Source organism: Acidovorax sp. GW823-FHT01C06 (assembly GCF_058798375.1).
Genome location: NZ_JBXAKN010000002.1, coordinates 346,957 through 369,048, shown reverse-complemented (window position 1 = coordinate 369,048; position 22,092 = coordinate 346,957). Strand labels below are relative to the sequence as shown.

The window sequence follows — 22,092 nt, the reverse complement described above, 5'->3', positions numbered from 1 at the left end:
CGTGGCATGGCGCGGCCGGGTACATCAGTCCAGCTTCTTGTGGGCCAGAAACTGCGACACCAGCTGCGCGATCTGCAGGTTGTTCAAGTCGGACATCAGGAAGTGCGTGTTGCCGCGCACTCCAATCTCCGGAAGGTGCACCAGCCGGGCGTCGCCGCCGTGCCTGTTGACGGCGTCGACCCACAGCCGGGCCATGGCCAGCCGCACACGCCAGTTGTCCTGGCCGCGCTCCGGGGTGGGCTCGACCGGGAAGTTGTCGCCGTAGTAGATGGTGATCGGGAGCCGGGTGAGCTTCAGGAAGTCCGGCATCGGCACCGCCTCGGGCGACAGCGTCCCGGCCGCACTGGGCATGGCCTGGGGCAACTCGCCCCGCGGAAAGATGAAGCCGCTGCCCGGCTCGAAAGCGACGATCGCCTTGACGTTCGGGTTCTTGATTGCCGCCAGCCAGCCCGGGCCGCCGGCTTGCGAATGCGTGAACAGGATCGCCGGGCCGATTTTGGTGAACAGCGCCGACAGGGCGTCTGCTACCACGCCGGCGTCGTAGGGGCCGGTGTTGGGGGTGACCGAGCGGAAGAACTGCTCCAGCGTCTCCGGCTTGCGGTCGAACTGGACATTGCCGAAGTAGTTCGGCCACTTGCCCATCCGGAACTGGTCGAAGAACAGCTGGTCGTTGGGTGCCGGCTCGATCGTTGCCGCGACCGTGCTGCTGCCGGCCCGGCCACGGCGCGGCTGGTCCACCACGTAGACCGGAAAGCCACGGCGCAGGAACAAGGTCTGAAAGCCCTCGCGCCCGTCCGCCGTGGTTTCCCAGCTGCGCGCGGACTGGAAGGCGCCATGCAGCATCACGATGGGCAATGCCTTCGGGTTCTGCGGCACCTGGTAGAAGGCATAGAGGTGGTCGCCGTGGAAACTCTGGCCCGAAGCGCCCGGCTTGTTGTTGTCGTAGTTTCCGGGGGTTTTCTGCACGGTCCCGCCGACGGCGAAGCTCCCCTGGGCCTGGATCACCAGCGGACCAGGGGCGTTGCCGGTGCCCTGGGGAGGAGCGGTTGCGCAGCCGGTGATGAGCGCCGGCAGGGCAAGGGCGGCGGCCCACAGGATTCGGTGGGTGTCCATGTTCAACCTTTCGATGCGGCGGCAACCGCCTGCGTGAGCGCGTCTTGGGCGCGATGGGCGGCATCTGGATCGCCCTGTTCTGCCAGCACCTGCACCAGTTGCCGCAGCTGCGTGGCACTCAGGCCCACGCGCAGGCTGGCCCGCAGGTGCGAGCGCAACTGGGCCTCCACGCCCGGCATGGCGGCGAGCGCGCCGACCGTGGCCAGTTCGCGGCTTTGCCAGTCGAGGTTGTCGCGCTCGAAGATGTCGCCGAACAAGTGGGCCTGCAGGAACTGGTTGATGACGGGCGCGAAGTCGAACAGCGGGCCCTGCACCGGCCCGCCGGAGATCGCGGTCTGGTTCGCCTTGCCGGCCGCCACCAGTTCATCGCCGGTGGCGATGCGGCGGCCGGGTTCGCGGCCCGGTGCGTCCTGGATGCCGCGCTGCCTGCGTTCCTGCACGACCTTCATCAGTTCGCCAAGCGCGTTGAGGCTCTTGGGGAACCCCGCATAGGCGTAAAGCTGCACCAGAACTTCCTTGGCCTCGCTGACCGTCATGCCCGCATCCAGCCCCTGGTTCAAGGCCGTGTTGAGCCGGGGCATGTTGCTGGCCGCCGCAAAGGACGCCATCAGGGGGATGGCCTGCTGCCTGGCCGACAGGACTTCGCTGGCGGGCTGTGCATGCGCCGCTGCCCGCGGGGGCACGATGTGCTGGCCGGCGTGTCCAGCCGGCATCGCGGCGGGAGCCGCCGCGGCCAGGCCCGCGCTGGCCAGGGCGGCCTCGTAGTCCTGATCGCTGACCTTGTCTTTCCAGGCCACCGAGGTGCCATCTTCCTTTTCGGCGATGGCGACATGGGCCATGGGGCCGCCGGGGCCCGCGCCGTGCCAGTGGCGCACGTTGGCGGGGATGCCGACCACGTCGCCGGGGCGGATCCACTGGGCCGGTTGCCCCGCCTGCTGCACCAGACCCAGGCCGGCCGTGACCACGAGCGTCTGTCCCAGAGGATGGGTGTGCCAGGCCGTGCGGGCCCGGGCCTCGAAACGCACCGTTGCGCCGCCGGCCTTTCCCGGCGGCAGCGCCTGAAACGGCGTGCTGATCTCGACGGTGCCCGTGAAGGTCTCCGGCGCCCCGGTCGCGGCGGGCGACGGCGCGGCCGTGCGGACGGCAACGGCGGGCGCGGCGCTTTCCGGTCCGGGCCGCTGCGCGCTCGCCACGGTGGCTGCGCCGCACAGGGCGAGGCAAAGCAGTGTCTTCATGCGCATGGCTCAGAGGTCGAGCTTGCGCCCGGCCATCCACTGGACGATGGCGGGATCGCGGTGGGAGAAGAAACTGCTGGTGCGGGTGTCGAGCGTGGCAATGCGCGCCATGTCCGCGACATCGAGCTCGAAGTCGAGGATGGCGATGTTCTCCGCCATGCGTTCCCTGTGCACCGACTTGGCCAGGGTGGCGATGCCGCGCTGGGCCAGCCAGCGCAGCACGACCTGGCCCACGGATTTGCCGTGGCGCCTGCCGATGTCGGTGAGCACCTCGTTCTCGAACAGGTTGTTGCGCCCTTCCGCAAACGGTGCCCAGGCCTGGGCCTGCACGCCGATTTCCCGCATGAAGGCGGCGCTCTCGATCTGCTGCAGGAACGGGTTCACCTCCACCTGGTTGACGGCCGGTGCGATCTGGTTGAACGCCTGGATGTCCATCAGTCGGTCGGGGTGGAAATTGCTGACGCCGATGGCACGCAGCTTGCCCGCGCGGCAGGCTTCCTCCATTGCGCGCCAGGCGCCATGCACGTCGCCGAATGGCTGGTGGATGAGGTAGAGGTCCAGATAGTCCACCTGCAGGCGGCGCAGCGATGTGTCGATGGCCCGCTGTGTGCGCTCGTAGCCGGCGTCGTGAACCCAGAGCTTGGTCGTCACGAAAAGCTGGGCCCGCGCCACGCCGCTGGCCTTCAGGCCCTTGCCGACCGCTTCCTCGTTCAGGTAGGACGCCGCGGTGTCGATCAAGCGGTAGCCGGCCTGGATGGCGTCGATCACGCAGCGTTCGCATTCCTGCGCATCGGGAATCTGGAAGACACCGAAGCCCAGGACGGGCATCTGGACGCCATTGTTCAAGGTGAGGTGTTGCAAGGTGGGTTTCCGCGGGGGACTATGGGGCGAAGTCTAGGAACTGGACTCACATCCGGATAGTGGTAAATAGGTTGCTGGATTCGCATCCAAATGGAGACAATGCCGGCAGGAGGAAGCAGCCATGGCCATCAACGAACTCCGCTCCGTATCCACCTTCATCAAGGCCGCGGAGCTGGGCAGCCTGCGCAAGGCGGCACACGCGCTCGACATCAGCCCGCAGGCGGCGAGCAAGGCGCTGGCGCAACTGGAGGAACACCTGGACGCGAGGCTGTTCCATCGCACGACGCGGGTGATGTCGCTGACCGATGCAGGGCAGCGCCTGCTGGAGGACGTGCAGCCCGCATTGCTGGGCGTGCAGCGCGCCCTGCAAAACGCGCGGACGGCCAGGGACGAATTCGCCGGGCCTTTGCGCATAACCGGCCCTCGCACGGCTTTTCAGCCCATCCTCTGGCGCCTGGTGGAGGAGTTCTGTGAACGGCACCCCGGTATCCAGCCCGACGTGCTCCTGGACGACCGGGTGGGCAACTGGGTCGAGGACCGGGTGGACGTTGGCTTTCGCCTGGGCGCCTCGCCGCATGAAGGGGTCATCGCCCGCAAGCTGTTCCCGTTGCAGATGGTCATTTGCGGAGCACCGGCGTATTTGCAGCGCTTTGGCGTGCCGGACTCGCTGGCGGCCCTGGCTGCCCACCGCTGCAGTGCTTTCCGCCACCCCGGCACGGGCAAGGTCGCCCCCTGGCATGTGAAGCTGGGGGAGCAGACCGTGGACCAGCCGGTCGTGCCCGCCATCTGCAGCAATGACGAAGTCTTCGAGCTGCAGTCCGTGCTGGCGGGCAAGGTCCTGGGGCAGCTGGCGGGCGTGACCGCGGCGCCCTATATCCGTTCGGGGCAACTGGTCCCCGTCCTGCGCGACCACATGCCCGATTTCGCCAGCTACTTTGTGTACTTCGGCAGCAGGACGTCGCAGCCTGTGCGCGCCCGGGCGTTCATCGACCTGGCCGTGGAACGCCTCACCAACAACCCGCAGTACGTATTGAACGACAAGGAACTGGCGGGGGCGGATCGCCGGGCCGGCCGCACCGCGCGCAGGCCGCCGGGAACCGCCAGCAGCCGGGCAGTGCGGCCCGCCTGAAGCCGCTGCCTGGTTTCCGCTAGGGGTTTTGTGCAGGGCCGATCGAGCCGCCCGCGCCGGGCCTTGGCGGACTTCCGCTGGTGGACGGGCGCTGAATGACGGCCTGCCGGTGCGCGGCCCGGGCGCCGGATACCCGGTGCTGCCACTTCACTTTTCATAGCTGCCAGCGCTTTAGCCAAAACGGCTGGAGGCATTTTTATTCAAAAATTCCATGGACCCGGTGGTGCAGGGGCGTCGCGCCGGTCCTCAGCCTTGGGCTTGCCGCTGGCCTGCGCATTCCCCCACCACCCAGTCCCTGAACGCCTTCACCAGCGGCGTCTGCGCGCGCGCCTCCGGGTACACGAGGTAGTACGCATCGGTGCTGGTCAGTACCGTGCCCGACAGCTCCACCAGGCTGCCCGCCGCCAGCTCCTGCTCGATCAGGAAACGCGGCAGCAGCGCCGCGCCCAGGTGCGAGACGGCGGCCTGGGCGATCATGGCGAAGTGTTCGGACTGGGGGCCGCGCAGGGCCAGGGCCGTGGGGGCGCCCACCAGCTCGAACCACTCGGCCCACTGGGTGGGGCGCGTGCTTTGCTGCAGCAGCACCACGCGGGTCAGATCCTGTGGCGTGCGGATGTGGTGGCGGTCGCGGTAGGCGGGGCTGCACACGGGCACCGTCTCTTCGTGCATCAGGTATTCGCACACGGCACCCGCCCAGTGCGGCGCACCGAAGTGGATGGCCGCGTCGAACGGTGTTCCCGCGAAATCAAAGGGCTCGGTGCGGGCCGAAAAATTGACCATGGCCTCGGGGTGCTGGGCCATGAAGCCGCCCAGGCGTGGTATGAGCCAGCGGGTGCCCAGCGTGGGCAGCACGGCCAGGTTGAGCAGGCCGTCGGTGCTCGCGAACGCCATGGCCTTCTGAGTGCTGGCCGACAGCTGCTGGAGCACGGCCAGCACGTCGGCGGCGTAGACGCGGCCCGCGTCGGTGAGCACCACGCGCTGGCGCACGCGGTGGAAGAGGGCGGTGCCCAATTGCTCCTCCAGCTGGCGGATCTGGCGTGACACGGCGCTTTGCGTGAGGTGCAGCTCCTCGGCCGCGCGCGACACGCTCTGGTGGCGGGCAGCCGTTTCAAAGGCCAGCAGGTCGGCGGTGGAAGGCAGGAAGGCGCGGCGCAGCATGGTCATGCGTGGGGGGAATGATCGGTGGTGGCCCAGGCAAGGCCTTTCAAGTCCGTGGCACTGATGCGGTGTGCGGTGCGGGCTACTGCTATTTTCAGGTACTTCATTCCAATTTGTGATCAAGTAGTTCCATTTTTTTGCTATCCAGCGCGGCAGGATTGGCGGATATTGGCGCCTTCATTGCGTGTTTTCTCCTGCGCTGCCCCTTTTTCCTGCCCTTCTGATCCTTGCGAGCCGCCATGTCCGCCACCCCTGCCGCCACCCCCCTCGTGACCGAAGTCGATCAATTGCTGCAACGCCTGGGCGTGCCCCGCGCGGGCTACACCGGTGGCACGCTGGCCGCCCGCTCGCCCATCACGGGCGAGGTGCTGGCCCGGGTGCCGCAGCACGGCCCCGCCGAGGCGACCGCCGCCATCGGCCGTGCGCATGCGGCCTTCCAGGCCTGGCGCAACGTGCCTGCGCCGCGCCGGGGCGAGCTGGTGCGCCTGCTGGGCGAAGAGCTGCGCGCCGCCAAGGCGGACCTGGGACTGCTCGTCACCATCGAGGCGGGCAAGATTCCGTCCGAAGGCCTGGGCGAGGTGCAGGAGATGATCGACATCTGCGACTTCGCGGTGGGCCTGTCGCGCCAGCTGTACGGCCTGACGATTGCCACCGAGCGCCCCGGCCACCGCATGATGGAAACCTGGCACCCGCTGGGCGTGTGCGGCGTGATCTCGGCCTTCAACTTCCCGGTGGCCGTGTGGTCGTGGAACGCGGCGCTGGCGCTGGTGTGTGGTGATTCGGTGGTGTGGAAGCCGTCCGAAAAGACCCCGCTCACGGCCCTGGCCACGCACGCCATCGCGCAGCGTGCCATCGCGCGGTTTGGTGCCGACGCGCCCGAAGGCCTGCTGGAGCTGATCGTGGGCCAGCGCGACATTGGCGAGGTGCTGGTGGATGACGCCCGCGTGCCCGTGCTGTCGGCCACGGGCTCCACCGCCATGGGCCGCGCGGTGGGCCCGCGCCTGGCGGCACGTTTTGCGCGCGGCATCCTGGAGCTGGGCGGCAACAATGCCGCCATCGTGGCCCCCACGGCCGACCTGGACCTGGCGCTGCGCGGCATCGCGTTCGCCGCCATGGGCACGGCGGGCCAGCGCTGCACCACGCTGCGCCGCCTGTTCGTGCACGACAGCATCTACGATCAGCTGGTCCCCCAGCTGGCCAAGGTGTACGCCAACGTGCAGGTGGGCGATCCGCGCACCGCCGGCACGCTGGTGGGCCCGCTGATCGACCGCATGGCCTTTGAAGGCATGCAAAAGGCGCTGGAACAAAGCCGTGCGCTGGGTGCCGCGGTGCACGGCGGCGGCCGCGTGGAAGGTTTGGGCGGTGCGGACGCGTACTACGTGCGCCCTGCCCTGGTGGAGCTGCAAAGGCACGACGGCCCCGCGCTGCACGAAACCTTCGCGCCCATCCTGTACGTGGTGCGCTACAGCACGCTGGACGAGGCCATCGCGATGAACAACGCCGTGGGCGCGGGCCTGTCGTCGTCGATCTTCACGCTCAATGTGCGCGAGGCCGAGCTGTTCATGTCGGCAGCCGGCTCGGACTGCGGCATTGCCAACGTGAACATCGGCCCGAGCGGCGCGGAAATCGGCGGCGCGTTTGGCGGCGAGAAGGAAACCGGCGGCGGGCGCGAGGCGGGCTCCGACAGCTGGAAAGCCTACATGCGCAGGGCGACGAACACCATCAACTATTCCACGGCACTGCCGCTGGCGCAGGGCGTGACCTTCGACGTGTGAGCAGCGCAGTGGCAAGCGCTTTCATGCCGGCTGAAACGCCACCCATCGTCGTCATCGGTGGCGGCGTCATCGGCAGCGCCATCGCGTACTTCCTGACGCTGCAGCAGCCGGGCTGCACGGTGGTGGTGGTCGAGCGGGACCCGACCTATGCGCGCGCATCGTCCGCGCTGTCGGCCAGCTCCATCCGCCAGCAGTTCTCCACCGACATCAATGTCCAGATCTCGGCCTATGGCATCGACTTTCTGCGCAATGTGAACACGCTGCTGGCCTGCAGCGGCGACGCGCCGGATGTGGGCCTGCACGAGGGCGGCTATCTGTACCTGGCCACCGCGGCCGGCGAGGCCACGCTGCGCGAGAACCATGCGCTGCAAAAGCGTCACGGCGCCGATGTGGCGCTGCTCGGCCCGCAGCAGCTGGCCGGGCGCTTTCCGTGGCTGGCGCTGCAGGACGTGGCGCTGGGGTCGCTCGGGCTGTCGGGCGAGGGCTGGTTCGACGGCTACCTGCTGCTGAGCGCGCTGCGCAAGAAGGCGCAGAGCCAGGGCGTGCGCTACGTGGCCGATGAGGCCGTGGGCCTGGACGTGGTGGCTAGCGATGGCGTGCGGCATGTGCGTGCCGTCCGCCTGAAAAGCGGTGGCGAGCTGCCGTGCCGCTTTGCGGTGAACGCGGGTGGCCCCTGGGCCGCGGCCATCGCGGGCTGGGCGGGCATCGGCCTGCCCGTGGTGGGCAAGCGTCGCACGGTGTTCCACCTGGCCAGCCCCGCGGCGCTGCCGGGCTGCCCGCTGCTCATCGACACCAGCGGCATCTGGCTGCGGCCCGAGGGCCAAGGCTTCATCTGCGGTTTTGCGCCTGCGGCCGACAACGACGCCGACTTTGCCCCGCTGGAGCCCGAGTACGACGCCTTCGACAACCATGTCTGGCCTGCCTTGGCGGAGCGGATTCCGGGCTTCGAGGCGCTGCGCATGCAGGGCGCCTGGGCGGGCTACTACGAGATGAACACTTTCGACCACAACGCCATCGTGGGCCTGCATCCGACGTGCGACAACCTGGTGTTCGCCAACGGGTTCTCGGGCCATGGCTTGCAGCAGTGCCCTGCCGTGGGGCGCGGCCTGGCCGAGCTGATGCTGACGGGGCGCTACCAGAGCCTGGACCTGTCGCCGCTGTCCATCGAACGCATCGCGCGCAACCAGCCGCTGCTGGAGAAGAACGTCATCTGAACCCAGGAGCCCCGCAACGGGGCCCCGCCCATCCGGCCTTTCCTCTTTTTCGACGCTTTCCCACCTGCCAACCACAACACAACCGGAGACAACGACCATGGCAATTTCACGCAAGACATTCACCGCGCTCGCTGCAGGGCTCGCACTGGCCTACACGGCCTTCGTGCCCGCGCAGGCGCAAACCGCCATGCCCACGCTGGAGAAGATCAAGGCATCGGGCAAGGCGGTGCTGGGCGTGCGCGAGACCTCGCCGCCCATGGCCTACGCGCTGGGCGCGAATGAAAAATACGTGGGCTACCACGTGGAGCTGTGCGAGCGCGTGCTCAAGGAAATCGTGCCCGACGCGAAGCTCGAGTACATGGCCGTGACGGCGCAGAACACGATGCCGCTGGTGCAGAACGGCACGCTGGACATCGGCTGCGGCCCCACCACCAACAACCTGGCGCGCCAGCAGCAGGTGGCTTTTGCCGTGACCACCTATGTGAGCGAGGTGCGCATGGCGGTGCGCAAGGATTCGGACCTGAAGTCCATCAGCCAGCTGGGCAACCGCACGATCGCGGCCTCCACCGGCACCACGGCCGTGCAGCTGCTGCGCAAGCAGGAGCGCACGCTGGGCGCACCCGTCAAGACGGTGCTGGGCAAGGACCACCACGAGAGCTTCATGCTGCTCGAATCCGGCCGCGCTGATGCGTTCGTGCTGGACGACAACCTGCTGGCGGGCCTGATCTCAAACTCCAAGGACCCGTCGGCCTACCGCATCGTGGGCGAGCCGCTGGGCGCCGAGCCGATCGCGCTGCTGTTCCGCAAGGACGACCCCACCTTCAAGGCCGCGGTGGACGGCGTGCTCACCCGGCTGATGCAGAGCGGCGAGATGGAAAAGATCTACACCAAGTGGTTCGTGAACCCCATTCCGCCCAAGAACATGAGCCTGAATTTGCCGCTGGGCACCACGCTGCGCCAGCTGTTCTCCGCACCCAACGACAAGCCCCTGGAGTCCTACCAGCAATGAACGCCGCCATCCCCGCCACAGCCTTTCGCGCGGCCGACCGCATCAGCGCCATCGGTGTGTCGGACATCGTGCGCATCACCCAGGCCGCCAATGAATTGAAGCGCCAGGGTCAGCCCGTGATCGTGCTGGGCCTGGGCGAGCCGGACTTCGACACGCCGATCCACATCCAGGAGGCCGCGCAGCGCGCCATGGCGCGGGGTGACACGCACTACACGGTGCTCGACGGCACGCCGGAGCTCAAGGCCGCGATCCAGCTCAAGTTCCGCCGCGACAACGGCCTCGCGTTCGCCACCAATGAGATCACGGTGGGCGCCGGCGCCAAGCAGGTCATCTACAACGCGCTGATGGCCAGCCTGAACCCCGGCGACGAGGTGATCCTGCCCGCGCCGTACTGGACCTCGTACGCCGACATGGTGCTGATCGCGGGCGGTGTGCCCGTGGTGGTGCCGTGCAGCGAAGACAACGGCTTTCGCATTACGGAGCAAGAGCTGGATGCCGCCATCACGCCGCGCACGCGCTGGGTGTTCATCAACTCGCCGTCCAACCCCAGCGGCACGGCCTACAGCGCCGAGCAACTGCGGCCCCTTCTGGAGGTGGTGCTGCGCCACCCGCGGGTGTGGGTGCTGGCGGACGACATCTACGAACACATCCTGTACGACGGCCATGCGTTCGCCACGCCGGTGGTCGTGCTGCCCGCGCTGCGCGAGCGCACGCTCACGGTGAACGGCGTGTCCAAGTCGTACGCCATGACGGGCTGGCGCATCGGCTACGGCGCGGGCCCGCGTGCGCTGATCGCGGCCATGGCGGTGGTGCAGAGCCAGGCGACGTCGTGCGCGTCGTCCATCAGCCAGGCGGCGGCGGTGGCGGCGCTCACCGGTCCGCAGGACGTGGTGGCCGAGCGCTGCCGCGAGTTCCAGGCGCGGCGCGACCTCGTGGTGGCTTCGCTCAATGCATCGCCGGGCCTGCGCTGCCGCGTGCCCGAGGGTGCGTTCTACACCTTTGCCAGCTGCGAAGGCGTGCTGGGCCGCACCACGCCGGGCGGCGCGCTGCTGCGCACGGATGCCGATTTTTGCGACTACCTGTTGCGCGAGTTCCACGTGGCCGTGGTGCCGGGCAGCGTGCTGGGGCTGGCGCCGTATTTCCGTATCTCGTACGCTGCCAGCATGGCCGACCTGCAGGAGGCCTGCACACGTATCCGCCGTGCGTGCGAGGCACTGCGCTGACCCACCTGTTTTCCTCGTTTGATATTTTCCCGTTCCGGACCTTTTGACATGACCACGCCTTCCACCTCCAGCCCCGCCCCAAGCCGCACCGGCGGCCAGATCCTGGTGCAGCAGCTCATCACCCATGGCGTCAAGCAGCTGTTCTGCGTGCCGGGCGAGAGCTACCTGGCTGTGCTCGATGCCCTGCACGATGCAGACATCGGCGTGACGGTGTGCCGCCAGGAAGGCGGCGCGGCCATGATGGCCGAGGCGCAGGGCAAGCTCACGGGGCAGCCAGGCATCTGCTTCGTGACGCGCGGGCCGGGCGCCACCAATGCGTCGGCCGGGGTGCACATCGCGCACCAGGACTCGACCCCGATGATCCTGTTCGTGGGGCAAGTGGCGCGCGGCGCCATGGGGCGCGAGGCGTTCCAGGAGCTCGACTACAGCGCGGTCTTCGGCACCATGGCCAAGTGGGTGGTGCAGATCGACGACCCGGCGCGCGTGCCCGAACTCATCTCGCGCGCCTTCCACGTTGCCACCTCGGGCCGCCCCGGCCCGGTGGTGGTGGCGCTGCCCGAAGACATGCTGACGGAGGCCGCCACCGTGGCCGACGCGCAGCCCTACCAGGTCACCGAGACCCACCCCGGCGCCGCGCAGATGGCAGAGCTGGCCCAGCGCCTGCAGGCCGCCCAGAGCCCCGTGGCCATCCTGGGCGGCAGCCGCTGGTCCGAACAGGCGGTGCGCGAGTTCACGGCGTTTGCCGAGGCGTGGTCCATTCCGGTGTACTGCTCGTTCCGCCGGCAGATGCTGTTTGCCGCCACCCACGCCTGCTACGGCGGCGACCTGGGCCTCGGCGTGAACCCCAAGCTGCTGGCGCGCATCCGCGCGTCCGACCTGGTGCTGGTGGTGGGCGGGCGCCTGTCCGAAGTGCCGTCGCAGGGCTACGAGCTGTTCGGCATCCCCACGCCCGCACAGCCCCTGGTGCATGTGCATGCCGATGCCGATGAACTGGGCAAGCTCTACCGCCCCACGCAGGCCATCCACGCCACGCCGCAGGCCTTCGCCGCGGCCTTGAACGCGGTGCGCCCCACGGCGCCGGTGCCGTGGAAGGCCCACACCGAAGCCGCCCATGCCGACTACCTGGCCTGGAGCGATACCGCGCCCATCCGCATCCCCGGTGATCTGCAGATGGGCCAGGTGATGCAGCACCTCAAGGACGTGCTGCCCGCCGACACCATCTTCTGCAACGGCGCGGGCAACTTCGCGACGTGGGTGCACCGCTTCTGGCCCTTCACCACCTATGCGAGCCAGCTCGCGCCCACCAGCGGGTCGATGGGCTACGGGCTGCCGGCCGGCGTGGGCGGCAAGCGCCTGTGGCCGCAGCGCGAGGTGGTGATCTTCGCGGGTGACGGCGACTTCCTGATGCACGGCCAGGAGTTCGCGACCGCCGTGCAGTACGGCCTGCCGATCATTGTGGTGCTGCTGGACAACGCCATGTACGGCACCATCCGCATGCACCAGGAGCGCGAGTACCCGGGCCGCGTGAGCGCCACGCAGCTCAAGAACCCCGACTTCAAGGCCTACGCCCAGGCCTTCGGCGGCCACGGCGAGCGCGTGGAGCGCACCGAAGACTTCGCCCCCGCGCTGGCCCGCGCGCGCGCCAGCGGCCTGCCCAGCGTGCTGCACTGCCTGATGGACCCTGAGGCGATCACGCCCACGGGAACGCTGCAGGGCCTGCGCAACGCGGCGCTCGCCAAGAAGCAATAGACACAATCAATACCGCAGCCCAAACCCTGTGGTCGGCCGGGCGGCTGACAGCAGGGTGTCTGCGCTTTTGCGCACAATGGAGGCCGTGACCTCCGCACCGCCCGACGAGCCCTCCGCACCGCGCCTGCGTCGCATCGCGCACCTCGACATGGATGCCTTCTTCGCATCCGTCGAGCTGCTGCGCTACCCCCAGCTCAAGGGCCTGGCCGTGGTCATCGGCGGCGGGCGGCGCAAGGTGGACGAGCTGCTGCACCAGAGCCCCGATGGCCAGGGCCTGCGCGAGCCGCATTTCATCCCGGTGGCCGACTTTCCCCTGCTCAAGGACTATGTGGGCCGGGGCGTCATCACCACCGCCACCTACGCGGCGCGGCAGTTCGGCGTGGGCTCGGCCATGGGCATGATGAAGGCCGCCAGGCTGTGCCCCCATGCCATCGTGCTGCCCGTGGATTTCGACGAAGTGCGCCGCTTTTCGCGCCTGTTCAAGAGCACCATCACCGACATCGCTCCGGTGATGCAGGACCGGGGCGTGGACGAGGTCTACATCGACTTCACCGACGTGCCCGGGGGCCAGCGCGAAGGAGGCAGGGTGCTGGCACGGCTCATCCAGAAGAGGATCTTCGACGTGACGGGGCTGACCTGCTCCATCGGCGTGGCCCCCAACCGGCTGCTGGCCAAGATGGCCAGCGAGTTCAACAAGCCCAATGGCATCTCCATCGTCTATGAGTCGGATCTGCAGGCGAAGATCTGGCCGCTCAACGTGCGCAAGATCAACGGCATCGGCCCCAAGGCGGGTGAGAAGCTGGCGCGCCTGGGCATCGAGACCATCGGCCAGCTGGCGGCGCAGGATGAACAGTGGCTGATGGGGCACTTCGGCAAATCGACGGGGGCGTGGATGCACCGGGTGTCCTGGGGGCGGGACGACAGCCCCGTGGTGACCGAAAGCGAACCCGTGAGCATGAGCCGCGAGACCACCTTCGACCGCGACCTGCACGCCGTGCGCGACAAGGCGGAGCTGGGCGCGATCTTCACCGACCTGTGCCTGCGCCTGGCCGAAGACCTGCAGCGCAAGGGCTATGTGGCGCGCACCATCGGCATCAAGCTGCGCTACGACGACTTCAAGATCGCCACGCGCGACCACACCGCGGGCATCTACACGGCGGACGGCGCCACCATCCGCCAGCTGGCGGGGCAGTGCCTCAAGCGCGTGCCGCTGGACAAGCGCCTGCGCCTGCTGGGGGTGCGGGCCAGCACGCTGGCGCGGCGCGGGGAAGAGCCGGTGCTGGAGCCACGCACACCGGTGCCGGCCGGCGGCCGGGGGCGGCGGCCCGGCGCGCAGGCCACCATGGAAACCGGTCAGCTTTTCTAGGCCCGAGGCTGCGCCCGGGGCCGCCCGTTTCTCGCGGCACCACCGCAATTCTCTTGGTGCCAGACGGTGTGATCGGCAGGTAGACTTGATCGGTATCAAGCGGTAGCGGACCGCGCCGCCTGCCGACGATGCGGGCCCATCAGGAGCTTTCCATGCGCATCAACCTGCCGGTGACCCAGCAGAATTTCGACTACCCCGGCGATGAGCTGCTGGTGTCCAGCACCAACACCAAGGGCGAGATCACGCACTGCAACCCCGCCTTCGTGCGCGTGAGCGGGTACAGCCACGACGAGCTTGTCGGCCAGCCCCACAACATCATCCGCCACCCCGACATGCCCGCCGAGGCCTACAAGGACTTGTGGCGCACCGTCGGCCGGGGGGAGCCCTGGACGGGGCTGGTGAAAAACCGCCGCAAGAATGGCGACCACTACTGGGTGCGGGCCAATGTCACGCCCATCATGGAGGGGGGCAAGCCCCGCGCCTACATGTCGGTGCGCACCAAGCCCAGCGCGGCGGAGTCCGATGCCGCCGAGGCCCTGTATGCGCAGATGCGCCGCGATGCGGCCTCGGGCGCGCGCAGTTTCTACCTGGACGCCGGCAACCTGCGCTACCGCGGTGTGCGTGGCTGGCGGCAGCGCATGGCGCAAATGGCGTTGCTGCCCCGCATGGCGCTGGTGCTTGGGGTGTTGCTGCTGCTGGCGCTGGTGCCCGACATGCTGGGGCTGCAGGGTCCCGTGGCCTGGGTGACGCGCCTGGTGCTGCTGCTGGTGGGGAGCGGGTGGGCGCTGTGGCGCTACCAGGCCACCGTGCTGCGGGGCGTGCACGATGCGACCCGGTTCGCCTCCGACATCTCGGCATGCAATCTGGCCACCTCGGTCCACACGGACTATCCACCGCCATTGGGCGCGCTCATGCAGCGGCTGCGGCAGACGCAGGTCAACCTGCGCGCGGTGGTGGGCGATGTGCGCACCGAAGTGCGCAGCTTCACCCAGTCGGCCGCCGAGATTTCGCGCGGCAGCCTGGACCTGTCGGCACGCACCGAATCGCAGGCGAGCAGCCTGGAGGAAACCGCCGCGTCGATGGAGCAGCTGGCCAGCACCGTGCAGCAGACGGCCGACACGGCCGCCAAGGTGTCGCACGAGAGCGCGCAAAGCAGCGACATCGCCACGCGCGGCGGCCAGGCCGTGCAGGAGGTGGGCGCTGCCATGCAGGAGATGAAGCAGTCGTCCACGCGCATCAGCGAGATCGTGGGCGTGATCGAGGGCATCGCCTTCCAGACCAACCTGCTGGCGCTCAATGCCGCCGTGGAGGCGGCCCGCGCGGGCGAGCAGGGCCGGGGCTTTGCCGTGGTGGCGGGGGAGGTCCGGGCCCTGGCGCAGCGCAGCGCCAGCTCGGCCAAGGAGATCAGCGGCCTGATCGGCGCGACGGTGAACCAGATCGCCAATGGCGCGCAGCAGATGGACCATGCCGGCACCACCATCCAGGGCGTGGTCAACGCCGTGGGGCGGGTGAGCACGCTGGTGCAGCAGATCAGCAGCGCGACCAAGGAGCAGTCCCAGGGCATCGCCCAGGTCAACGAGGCTGTCACGCAGCTCGACACCGTGACGCAGCAGAACGCGGCGCTGGTGGAGCAGTCGGCGGCATCGGCCCAGGGCCTCAAGGAAAGCGCCCTGTCGCTGGGCCGGTCCGTGGATGTGTTTCGCCTGGGCTAACAGCCCTGCGCCGTGGCGGGGCGCGCGGTATTTCTTGACGAATTCTTACTGCTAACTTACAGTGAATTTCCCGTTTTCCGGGAGGTTCCCATGACCCTGAACGAACTGCAACGCATCAAGCAGTGGCATGTCGCGCACAAGGCCGAGCACCCGCTTGAGTACCACCTCTGGGACCTGGTGCTGACGATCTGGATGCTGGGGTGGGTGGGCTGGTTTCCCATCTGCGCCTTTGGCGAGCCCTGGACCGCGCCGGTGTGCCTGGTCGCCATCTTTCTGCCCAGCCTGTATGTGACCTGGCGCACCCGCGCGCATGCGCGCCACACCCTGCGGTGCGACTGGATTGACGCGCGCGGTTAGCGGATCTTTGGAGGGCCTTACTGGCGGGCGGTGCGCACGTTGCGCGGCAGGCCCTGCGGGTGGCTGGTGCGCAGCGGGTTGATGTCCAGGCCGCCCCGGCGCGTGTAGCGCGCATACACGGTGAGCTTGATGGGTTTGCAGCGGGTCCACACGTCCATGAAGATGCGCTCCACGCACTGCTCGTGGAATTCGTTGTGGTTGCGAAAGCTCACCAGGTACTGCAGCAGGCCTTCCTGGTTGATCTGCGGGCCGCTGTAGCTGATCTGCACGCTGCCCCAGTCGGGCTGGCCCGTCACCAGGCAGTTGCTCTTGAGCAGGTTGCTGGTGAGCACTTCGGACACGGGGGCCTCGCCAAACACGGCCGTCAGCAGCTCGGGCGCGGGCTGGTACTGCGTGCATTCCACGTCCAGCCGATCGAGGCTCAGGCCGTCGAGTTCGTGCACGGGCTCCTGGTCGAACAGTTCGGGGCTGAGGAGCCGCACGCCCACGGTGGCCGGGTGCTCCGCGCCGCGCCACACGGCCTCGCTGATGTCGGCACGGATGCGGGCCTGCACCTCGGCCGCATCCGTGAATCGGGTGTTGTTGAAGCTGTTGAGGTAGAGCTTGAACGACTTGCTCTCCACGATGTTGGGGGTCTCGCACGGCACGGTGATGTGCGCCAGCGCCACCTGCGGCTTGCCGCGCTGGTTGAGCCACGACAGCTCGAACGCCGTCCACAGGTCGGCGCCGAAGAACGGCGCGGCGCCGGTGACACTGATCTCGGCCCGCTTGCCCGCGCGGGGGATGGGGAACAGCAGAGAGGCGTCGTACTGGTCGATGTAGGCCGATGCCTTGCCGAGTTGGGATTGTTCCGGGGTGTTCATGGATACTATTAAATTGATAGCTGGTAGCGCAATGTGGATAAGCGCCAAGGCCTGTTTTTATTTGAATTCCCGCTCGCGCAGCCACTTGGTGGCGATCCATTTTTCGCCGGCGATCACCGGGGCGCCGCCATGCAGGGTGCGCGTGGACGGGTGCGGGCGCTCGTAGCTGAAGAACACGGCATTGCCGCGCTGCGGCGCCACTTCCACATGCACATCGGGGAAGGTGGTGCCGCCGCCTTTCTCGGGCGTGTTCAGGTACATCACGAGCGTGCCCACACGCTGGCCGCCGCGCTTGACGATGGTGGGCGTGCCCGGCTCGGCGGGGTCGAAGTAGTCGTAGTGCGGCTTGTATTCGGCACCGGGGCGGTAGTGCAGCACCTGCAGGCCCTCGCCGTTCTCGATGGGCCAGTTCAGCAGGCGGGCGATGCGCTCCTCGATGCGCTGCAGCAGCGGGCTTTCGCCGCGCTGGAAGAACATGCCGTCGCTCGTGCGGTCGTCGTTGACTTCCTCGCCCCCCGTCTTGGTGGCCACGGTGAGCGAGCGCGCCATGCGCGGTGCGGCGGCGGCGATCAGCGCATCGCATTCTTCGGGCGACAGCAGGTTGCCGAACACCACGATGCGCGGCTGGGCGATCGCCAGCAGCACGTTCACGCTGCGGTCGCCGGCCTCAAGCTGCGCGGGGGATTCGTCCAGCCGCGGCTCGGGCACCGCCACGGCGGGTGGCTGGCCCTGCTGCACGGCCAGTTCGTTGAGGTGGTCCTGCAGCGTGATCTCCAGCGCATCGGCGGCCACGTTCTCATCCCAGCCCGCATCGCGCATGGACTGCAGCACCACGGGCGCGGCATAGCCTGCCTGGGCCTGCTCGATGATCCAGCGGCGCAGCTCGGGCGTGATGGCCTGCCGCGCGGCACCGCGGTCCTGGTGGGTTGCCGTGGTGCTGTCCGGGTGCTGTTCAGAACGCGATGTCATGGCGGTCCTTCAACGTAAGCAGGTTTCTTTCGGGGTTACGGGGCGGGTGCTGCCTTGCGCCGGAATACCAGGCGCTCGGGCCCGGATGATGCCGGGGCAAAGGCATAGCCGTCCAGATCAAACCCTTCCAGCTGGCGGGGTGTGGCAAGGCGGTGCGTGACGGCATAGCGGGCCATGAGGCCGCGCGCGCGCTTGGCGTGGAAGCTGATGATCTTGTAGCCGCCGCCTTTCCAGTCCTCGAACACGCATTCGACCACGCGTGCCTTGAGCGCCTTGCGGTCCACGGCCTTGAAGTACTCCTGCGACGCCAGGTTGACCACGACGGGCGTGGTGTCGGCGCGCAGCCGGGTGTTGAGGTGCTCGGCGATCTGGCTGCCCCAGAACTGGTACAGGTTGCTGCCCGCGGCCGTGGCCAGGCGCGTGCCCATCTCCAGCCGGTAGGGCTGCATGCGGTCGAGCGGGCGCAGCACGCCGTACAGGCCGCTCAGGATCGCCACGTGGCGCTGCGCCCAGTCCAGGTCGTCGGCGGTGAGCGCGCGCGCCTGCAGGCCTTCGTACACGTCGCCGTTGAAGGCCAGCAGAGCCTGGCGCGAGTTGGCGGCGGTGAAGCGGGGGCGCCAGGCCTGGTAGCGCGCCACGTTGAGCGCGGCCAGCTTGTCGCTCAGGTCCATGAGCGAGGCGATGTCCTGGGGGGACTGGGTGCGCAGCACCTCGATCAGGGCCGTGGACTGTGGCACGAACTGGGGCGTGGAATGGGGCAGCCCCTCGGGCAGGGGGGTGTCGTAGTCAAGGGATTTGGCTGGGGACAGCAGGAACAGCATGTGGGAGTCCGGGTGGTCCGTGGGGCTCGGAAGGGGAGAAGGCTGGGCGGAGCGAGGCCGGAATGCCGGCAGCGGCCAAAATGGTACCTGCTGCAGGGCCGCCGCAGCGCCAAGGCGTTGTTCAGGGCCCCCAAAGCAAGAAGGCGGCCCTGGGCCGCCTTCTTGTTTTCAGGGCCGCAGCCGGTGGATCAGGCCGCCGGCGGCTGCTCGAAAGGCAGGGTCATCGCCGACAGGTCGCGGCGGGTTTCCACCAGCACCAGCGGGCCTTCGTCCAGCACGACCGCGGGCGGCCGTTCGCGTGGAACGCGGATGGGTTGCGGTTCGGCCGCGATCGCCGCCTGCACGGCGGCGATCTTGCCCGCGTCCGAGTTCACCCATTGCAGCCCCGACGAGGCGGCAACCTGCTGGAGCTCGTCGACCGGCAGCGTGAAGGACTGGACACGGGGCATGCCGTTGGCGGCAGCCGCCGCAGCAGCAACCGCCACCGGGGCTGGCGCGGGCGCGGCAACGGGTGCGGCCGGGGGCGCCACGGGTGCCGTGGCAGCAGGGGCCGTGGCGGCCACCGGAGCAGCCACGGGCGCTGGCGCTGCAACCGCTACCGGGGCGGCAGCCGGAGCCTCGGCCACGGCGGCCTCCACCGGTGCGACGGGGGCGCTGAAGTAGCTGCGGCGTGGAGCCTCATCCTGCTCCGGCGCCGGTTCGGCCTGGGGTGCGGTGACGGCGGTGGGATCGAAGTCCAGCATCACTGGTGCCGCTGCCGTGGTCTCGGCGCTGTCGCGAGGACCTCGCTCGCCGCGTTCGCGGCGGTCACGGCCGTAGCGGTCGCGCGAGCGGCGCTCGCGGCGCTGCTGCTCTTCGCTGGCCGGGGCGCCATTGCCCGCGGCCACGTCGTTGCCGGACAGGTCCAGGTCGGGCAGCGATGCCAGAGGGGCGGTGTCGACGAAGTCGCCCGCGGCCGGCGCGGTGCTCTCCTGCGCTTCGACAGCACGGGGCGTGCGTTCGCCGCGCTCTGCACGGTCTCCACGTTCGCGGCGGCCGGAGCCTTCGCCACGGTCACGGCGCGGACCGCGCTCGCCGCGCGGCTGCTGGCCCGCTTCCGCGCTGTTGCCGTTCGGACCTTCCACCTGCGCCTGCGCGGCAGCGGTGTTGTCGCCGTTCAGGCCGGCGGCCTGGTTGCGGGGCTCGGCGTCGCGGCGGCCACGGCCACCGTCACGGCCGTTGCGGCCTTCGCGTCCCTCGCGGGCTTCGCCTTCGGGGCGGCGGTCGGTGTCGCGGGGTGGACGGCCCTCGGCGTCGCGCGGAGCGCGGCCTTCGGCCGAGCGCTCGCCACGGCGGCCGCGGCCTTCGCTGGCGCCTTCGCGGTTGCCGCCATCACGGCCGCCTTCGCGTTGGCCTTCCCGGTTGCCATCGCGGCCACCACGGCGGCCACGGCCTTCGCCGTTGCGGCCATCGCGGCGGGGCTCGCCGCGGCCCGTGGTTTCAGGTGTGGCGGCGGGGGCAGGGGCTGCTGCCACCGGTGCGGGGGCTGCCGGTGCATCGCCAAAGCCGAACAGGCTCTTGAGCCAGGAAAAGAAGCCTTGCTCCTGCGGCGCGGCGGCGGCAGCGGGCGCTGGCGCAGCCACGGGGGCCTGGGCGGGTGCCGCGGGCGCGGCAGCGGGGCGCTGGCCGGCGCGGGGTGGGCGGGCCGCGCCTTCGGGGCGGGGCTCGGCCACGGGGGCGGGAGCATCGGGCAGCACGCCCTTGATGACGGGGGTCTGCTTGTTGGTGGGCTCCTGCGAGCGGCGCGTCACGGCCGTGGGGTCTTCCACTTCCTCGGCGAGCTTGTAGCTGGCTTCGATGTGGTCCAGGCGCGGATCGTCGTGCTTGAGGCGTTCCAGGCGGTAGTTGGGGGTTTCCAGCGTCTTGTTGGGCACCATCAGCACGGCCACGCGCTGCTTGAGTTCGATCTTGGCGATCTCGGTGCGCTTTTCGTTGAGCAGGAACGAGGCCACTTCCACCGGCACCTGGCAGTGCACGGCGGCCGTGTTGTCCTTCATGGACTCTTCCTGGATGATCCGCAGGATCTGCAGGGCCGAGCTTTCCGTGTCGCGGATGTGGCCCGAGCCGCCGCAGCGGGGGCAGGGGATGGACGAGCCTTCGCTCAAGGCGGGCTTCAGGCGCTGGCGGCTCATCTCCATGAGGCCGAACTTGCTGATGGTGCCGAACTGCACGCGGGCGCGGTCCTGGCGCAGCGCGTCGCGCAGGCGGTTTTCCACTTCGCGGCGGTTCTTGCTCTCCTCCATGTCGATGAAGTCGATCACGATCAGGCCGCCCAGGTCGCGCAGGCGCATCTGGCGCGCCACTTCGTCGGCGGCTTCCAGGTTGGTGCGGGTGGCGGTTTCCTCGATGTCGCCGCCCTTGATGGCGCGGGCCGAGTTCACGTCCACGCTGACCAGCGCTTCGGTGTGGTCGATCACGATGGCGCCGCCCGAGGGCAGTTGCACGGTGCGTGCGTAGGCCGATTCGATCTGGTGCTCGATCTGGAAGCGGCTGAACAGGGCGGCGTCGTCGCGGTAGCGCTTCACGCGGGCGGCATGCTCGGGCATGACGTGCGCCATGAACTGCTGCGCCTGTTCGTAGATGTCGTCGGTATCGATGAGGATGTCACCGATGTCGTTGTTGAAGTAGTCGCGGATCGCGCGGATGACGAGGCTCGATTCCTGATAGATCAGGAAGGCGCCCTTGCCGCCCTTGGCGGCGCCGTCGATGGCGTTCCACAGCTTGAGCAGGTAGTTCAGGTCCCACTGCAGCTCGGGCGCGGTGCGGCCGATGCCGGCGGTGCGCGCGATGATGGACATGCCGTTGGGGTATTCCAGCTGGTCCATCGCCTCCTTGAGCTCGGCGCGGTCCTCGCCCTCGATGCGGCGCGAAACGCCACCGCCACGGGGGTTGTTGGGCATCAGCACCACGTAGCGGCCGGCCAGCGAGACGAAGGTGGTCAGGGCCGCGCCCTTGTTGCCGCGCTCTTCCTTTTCGACCTGGACCAGCAGCTCCTGGCCCTCGCGGATCACTTCATTGATGCGTGCCTGGCTGGGCGAGACACCGGGGGTGAAGTAGCTGCGCGAGATTTCCTTGAACGGCAGGAAGCCGTGGCGGTCTTCGCCGTAGTCGACGAAGCAGGCTTCCAGCGAGGGCTCGACGCGCGTGACGACGGCCTTGTAGATGTTGCCCTTGCGCTGTTCGCGCCCCTCGATTTCGATTTCGTAGTCGAGGAGCTTCTGTCCGTCGACGATGGCCAGGCGCCGTTCTTCAGGCTGCGTGGCGTTGATGAGCATCCGCTTCATGATGCGATTCCTTCAGTGTTTCGCGGACAGCAGCGGAGCAGCCAACCGTGACCCACGGAGAGGGCTGCGCGGGCTGCCGCCCACAGTTTCCAAACCAATACAACAAGCTCTACAGGAGCTGTGAATGCCTGGACTGACGCATCGAAACGAAGGGAATTGCCGGGAATGCCAAGGGTCTGCCGAGCGCTAGCGCGGCAGGAAAAGGCAGGGGCGCG

Annotated in this window: 17 protein-coding genes; 9 read left to right on the top strand and 8 right to left on the bottom strand. The window is 68.7% G+C overall.

Annotated elements, in window-relative coordinates; all coding sequences use genetic code 11:
• Window positions 1-24: 24 nt before the first annotated feature.
• Genes AC1RCS_RS07250 through AC1RCS_RS07240 form a run of 3 tightly spaced genes read right to left on the bottom strand, consistent with a single transcriptional unit; the run spans window position 25 to window position 3,209 of the window.
• Window positions 25-1,113, bottom strand: a complete 1,089-nt coding sequence (locus AC1RCS_RS07250) for an alpha/beta hydrolase (protein ID WP_492244156.1) — start codon at window positions 1,111-1,113, stop codon at window positions 25-27.
• A gap of 2 nt (window positions 1,114-1,115) precedes the next feature.
• Window positions 1,116-2,348: a (R)-mandelonitrile lyase gene (locus tag AC1RCS_RS07245; protein WP_218340083.1), complete on the bottom strand. Its 1,233-nt coding sequence runs from the start codon at window positions 2,346-2,348 to the stop codon at window positions 1,116-1,118.
• Window positions 2,349-2,357: 9 nt separating this feature from the next.
• The gene (locus AC1RCS_RS07240; RefSeq protein WP_492244155.1) at window positions 2,358-3,209 is read right to left on the bottom strand and encodes an aldo/keto reductase; all 852 of its coding nucleotides are present in this window, start codon (window positions 3,207-3,209) and stop codon (window positions 2,358-2,360) included.
• 121 nt (window positions 3,210-3,330) lie between these two features.
• On the opposite strand from AC1RCS_RS07240, the gene AC1RCS_RS07235 reads away from it, so the two are divergent.
• On the top strand, window positions 3,331-4,338 hold the full coding sequence (locus AC1RCS_RS07235; RefSeq protein ID WP_492244154.1) for a LysR family transcriptional regulator: 1,008 nt from the start codon (window positions 3,331-3,333) through the stop codon (window positions 4,336-4,338).
• Between the two features lie 246 nt (window positions 4,339-4,584).
• On the opposite strand, the gene AC1RCS_RS07230 is transcribed toward AC1RCS_RS07235, so the two are convergent.
• Window positions 4,585-5,496 (bottom strand): LysR family transcriptional regulator, encoded by a 912-nt coding sequence (locus AC1RCS_RS07230; RefSeq protein ID WP_492244256.1) that lies wholly within the window; start codon window positions 5,494-5,496, stop codon window positions 4,585-4,587.
• Window positions 5,497-5,735: 239 nt separating this feature from the next.
• Here AC1RCS_RS07230 and amaB point away from each other — a divergent pair, with 239 nt between their 5' ends.
• The 8 genes from amaB (at window position 5,736) to AC1RCS_RS07190 (ending at window position 15,901) form a co-directional block, all read left to right on the top strand.
• Window positions 5,736-7,271 (top strand): L-piperidine-6-carboxylate dehydrogenase, encoded by a 1,536-nt coding sequence (gene amaB / locus AC1RCS_RS07225; protein WP_218295623.1) that lies wholly within the window; start codon window positions 5,736-5,738, stop codon window positions 7,269-7,271.
• A gap of 23 nt (window positions 7,272-7,294) precedes the next feature.
• A complete protein-coding gene (locus AC1RCS_RS07220; protein WP_492244153.1) occupies window positions 7,295-8,485 on the top strand; it encodes an NAD(P)/FAD-dependent oxidoreductase in 1,191 nt (396 codons plus the stop codon).
• A gap of 97 nt (window positions 8,486-8,582) precedes the next feature.
• Window positions 8,583-9,494 carry an amino acid ABC transporter substrate-binding protein gene (locus tag AC1RCS_RS07215; protein WP_492244152.1) on the top strand — a complete coding sequence of 304 codons (912 nt, stop codon included), beginning with the start codon at window positions 8,583-8,585 and terminating at the stop codon, window positions 9,492-9,494.
• Window positions 9,491-10,717, top strand: coding sequence for a pyridoxal phosphate-dependent aminotransferase (locus AC1RCS_RS07210; protein ID WP_492244151.1), 1,227 nt, complete (start codon window positions 9,491-9,493; stop codon window positions 10,715-10,717). Before AC1RCS_RS07215 ends, AC1RCS_RS07210 begins: the two co-directional genes overlap by 4 nt.
• Window positions 10,718-10,765: 48 nt before the next feature.
• The gene (locus AC1RCS_RS07205; protein WP_492244150.1) at window positions 10,766-12,466 is read left to right on the top strand and encodes a thiamine pyrophosphate-binding protein; all 1,701 of its coding nucleotides are present in this window, start codon (window positions 10,766-10,768) and stop codon (window positions 12,464-12,466) included.
• A 76-nt stretch (window positions 12,467-12,542) separates the two neighbouring features.
• Window positions 12,543-13,832 carry a Y-family DNA polymerase gene (locus tag AC1RCS_RS07200; protein ID WP_492244149.1) on the top strand — a complete coding sequence of 430 codons (1,290 nt, stop codon included), beginning with the start codon at window positions 12,543-12,545 and terminating at the stop codon, window positions 13,830-13,832.
• Window positions 13,833-13,984: 152 nt separating this feature from the next.
• Complete coding sequence (locus AC1RCS_RS07195) at window positions 13,985-15,544, top strand: methyl-accepting chemotaxis protein (RefSeq protein ID WP_492244148.1); 1,560 nt, start codon at window positions 13,985-13,987, stop codon at window positions 15,542-15,544.
• Between the two features lie 90 nt (window positions 15,545-15,634).
• Window positions 15,635-15,901 carry a hypothetical protein gene (locus AC1RCS_RS07190; protein ID WP_218295616.1) on the top strand — a complete coding sequence of 89 codons (267 nt, stop codon included), beginning with the start codon at window positions 15,635-15,637 and terminating at the stop codon, window positions 15,899-15,901.
• A gap of 17 nt (window positions 15,902-15,918) precedes the next feature.
• Here AC1RCS_RS07190 and queF read toward each other — a convergent pair whose 3' ends face one another.
• From queF to AC1RCS_RS07170, 4 genes are all read right to left on the bottom strand, one after another.
• Window positions 15,919-16,764 carry an NADPH-dependent 7-cyano-7-deazaguanine reductase QueF gene (gene queF, locus AC1RCS_RS07185; protein WP_492244147.1) on the bottom strand — a complete coding sequence of 282 codons (846 nt, stop codon included), beginning with the start codon at window positions 16,762-16,764 and terminating at the stop codon, window positions 15,919-15,921.
• A 57-nt stretch (window positions 16,765-16,821) separates the two neighbouring features.
• Window positions 16,822-17,733: a 2OG-Fe(II) oxygenase gene (locus AC1RCS_RS07180; protein ID WP_492244146.1), complete on the bottom strand. Its 912-nt coding sequence runs from the start codon at window positions 17,731-17,733 to the stop codon at window positions 16,822-16,824.
• A gap of 35 nt (window positions 17,734-17,768) precedes the next feature.
• Window positions 17,769-18,554, bottom strand: coding sequence for a peroxide stress protein YaaA (yaaA, locus tag AC1RCS_RS07175; RefSeq protein ID WP_218295613.1), 786 nt, complete (start codon window positions 18,552-18,554; stop codon window positions 17,769-17,771).
• Between the two features lie 188 nt (window positions 18,555-18,742).
• Complete coding sequence (locus AC1RCS_RS07170; protein ID WP_492244145.1) at window positions 18,743-21,877, bottom strand: Rne/Rng family ribonuclease; 3,135 nt, start codon at window positions 21,875-21,877, stop codon at window positions 18,743-18,745.
• Between the last annotated feature and the right edge of the window lie 215 nt (window positions 21,878-22,092).

Coding starts and splice junctions, on each gene's coding strand:
- AC1RCS_RS07250 (WP_492244156.1), bottom strand. CDS start 1,113: ATGGACACCCACCGAATCCTGTGGGCCGCCGCCCTTGCCCTGCCGGCG.
- AC1RCS_RS07245 (WP_218340083.1), bottom strand. CDS start 2,348: ATGAAGACACTGCTTTGCCTCGCCCTGTGCGGCGCAGCCACCGTGGCG.
- AC1RCS_RS07235 (WP_492244154.1), top strand. CDS start 3,331: ATGGCCATCAACGAACTCCGCTCCGTATCCACCTTCATCAAGGCCGCG.
- AC1RCS_RS07230 (WP_492244256.1), bottom strand. CDS start 5,496: ATGCTGCGCCGCGCCTTCCTGCCTTCCACCGCCGACCTGCTGGCCTTT.
- amaB (WP_218295623.1), top strand. CDS start 5,736: ATGTCCGCCACCCCTGCCGCCACCCCCCTCGTGACCGAAGTCGATCAA.
- AC1RCS_RS07220 (WP_492244153.1), top strand. CDS start 7,295: ATGCCGGCTGAAACGCCACCCATCGTCGTCATCGGTGGCGGCGTCATC.
- AC1RCS_RS07215 (WP_492244152.1), top strand. CDS start 8,583: ATGGCAATTTCACGCAAGACATTCACCGCGCTCGCTGCAGGGCTCGCA.
- AC1RCS_RS07210 (WP_492244151.1), top strand. CDS start 9,491: ATGAACGCCGCCATCCCCGCCACAGCCTTTCGCGCGGCCGACCGCATC.
- AC1RCS_RS07205 (WP_492244150.1), top strand. CDS start 10,766: ATGACCACGCCTTCCACCTCCAGCCCCGCCCCAAGCCGCACCGGCGGC.
- AC1RCS_RS07200 (WP_492244149.1), top strand. CDS start 12,543: ATGGAGGCCGTGACCTCCGCACCGCCCGACGAGCCCTCCGCACCGCGC.
- AC1RCS_RS07195 (WP_492244148.1), top strand. CDS start 13,985: ATGCGCATCAACCTGCCGGTGACCCAGCAGAATTTCGACTACCCCGGC.
- AC1RCS_RS07190 (WP_218295616.1), top strand. CDS start 15,635: ATGACCCTGAACGAACTGCAACGCATCAAGCAGTGGCATGTCGCGCAC.
- queF (WP_492244147.1), bottom strand. CDS start 16,764: ATGAACACCCCGGAACAATCCCAACTCGGCAAGGCATCGGCCTACATC.
- AC1RCS_RS07180 (WP_492244146.1), bottom strand. CDS start 17,733: ATGACATCGCGTTCTGAACAGCACCCGGACAGCACCACGGCAACCCAC.
- yaaA (WP_218295613.1), bottom strand. CDS start 18,554: ATGCTGTTCCTGCTGTCCCCAGCCAAATCCCTTGACTACGACACCCCC.
- AC1RCS_RS07170 (WP_492244145.1), bottom strand. CDS start 21,877: ATGAAGCGGATGCTCATCAACGCCACGCAGCCTGAAGAACGGCGCCTG.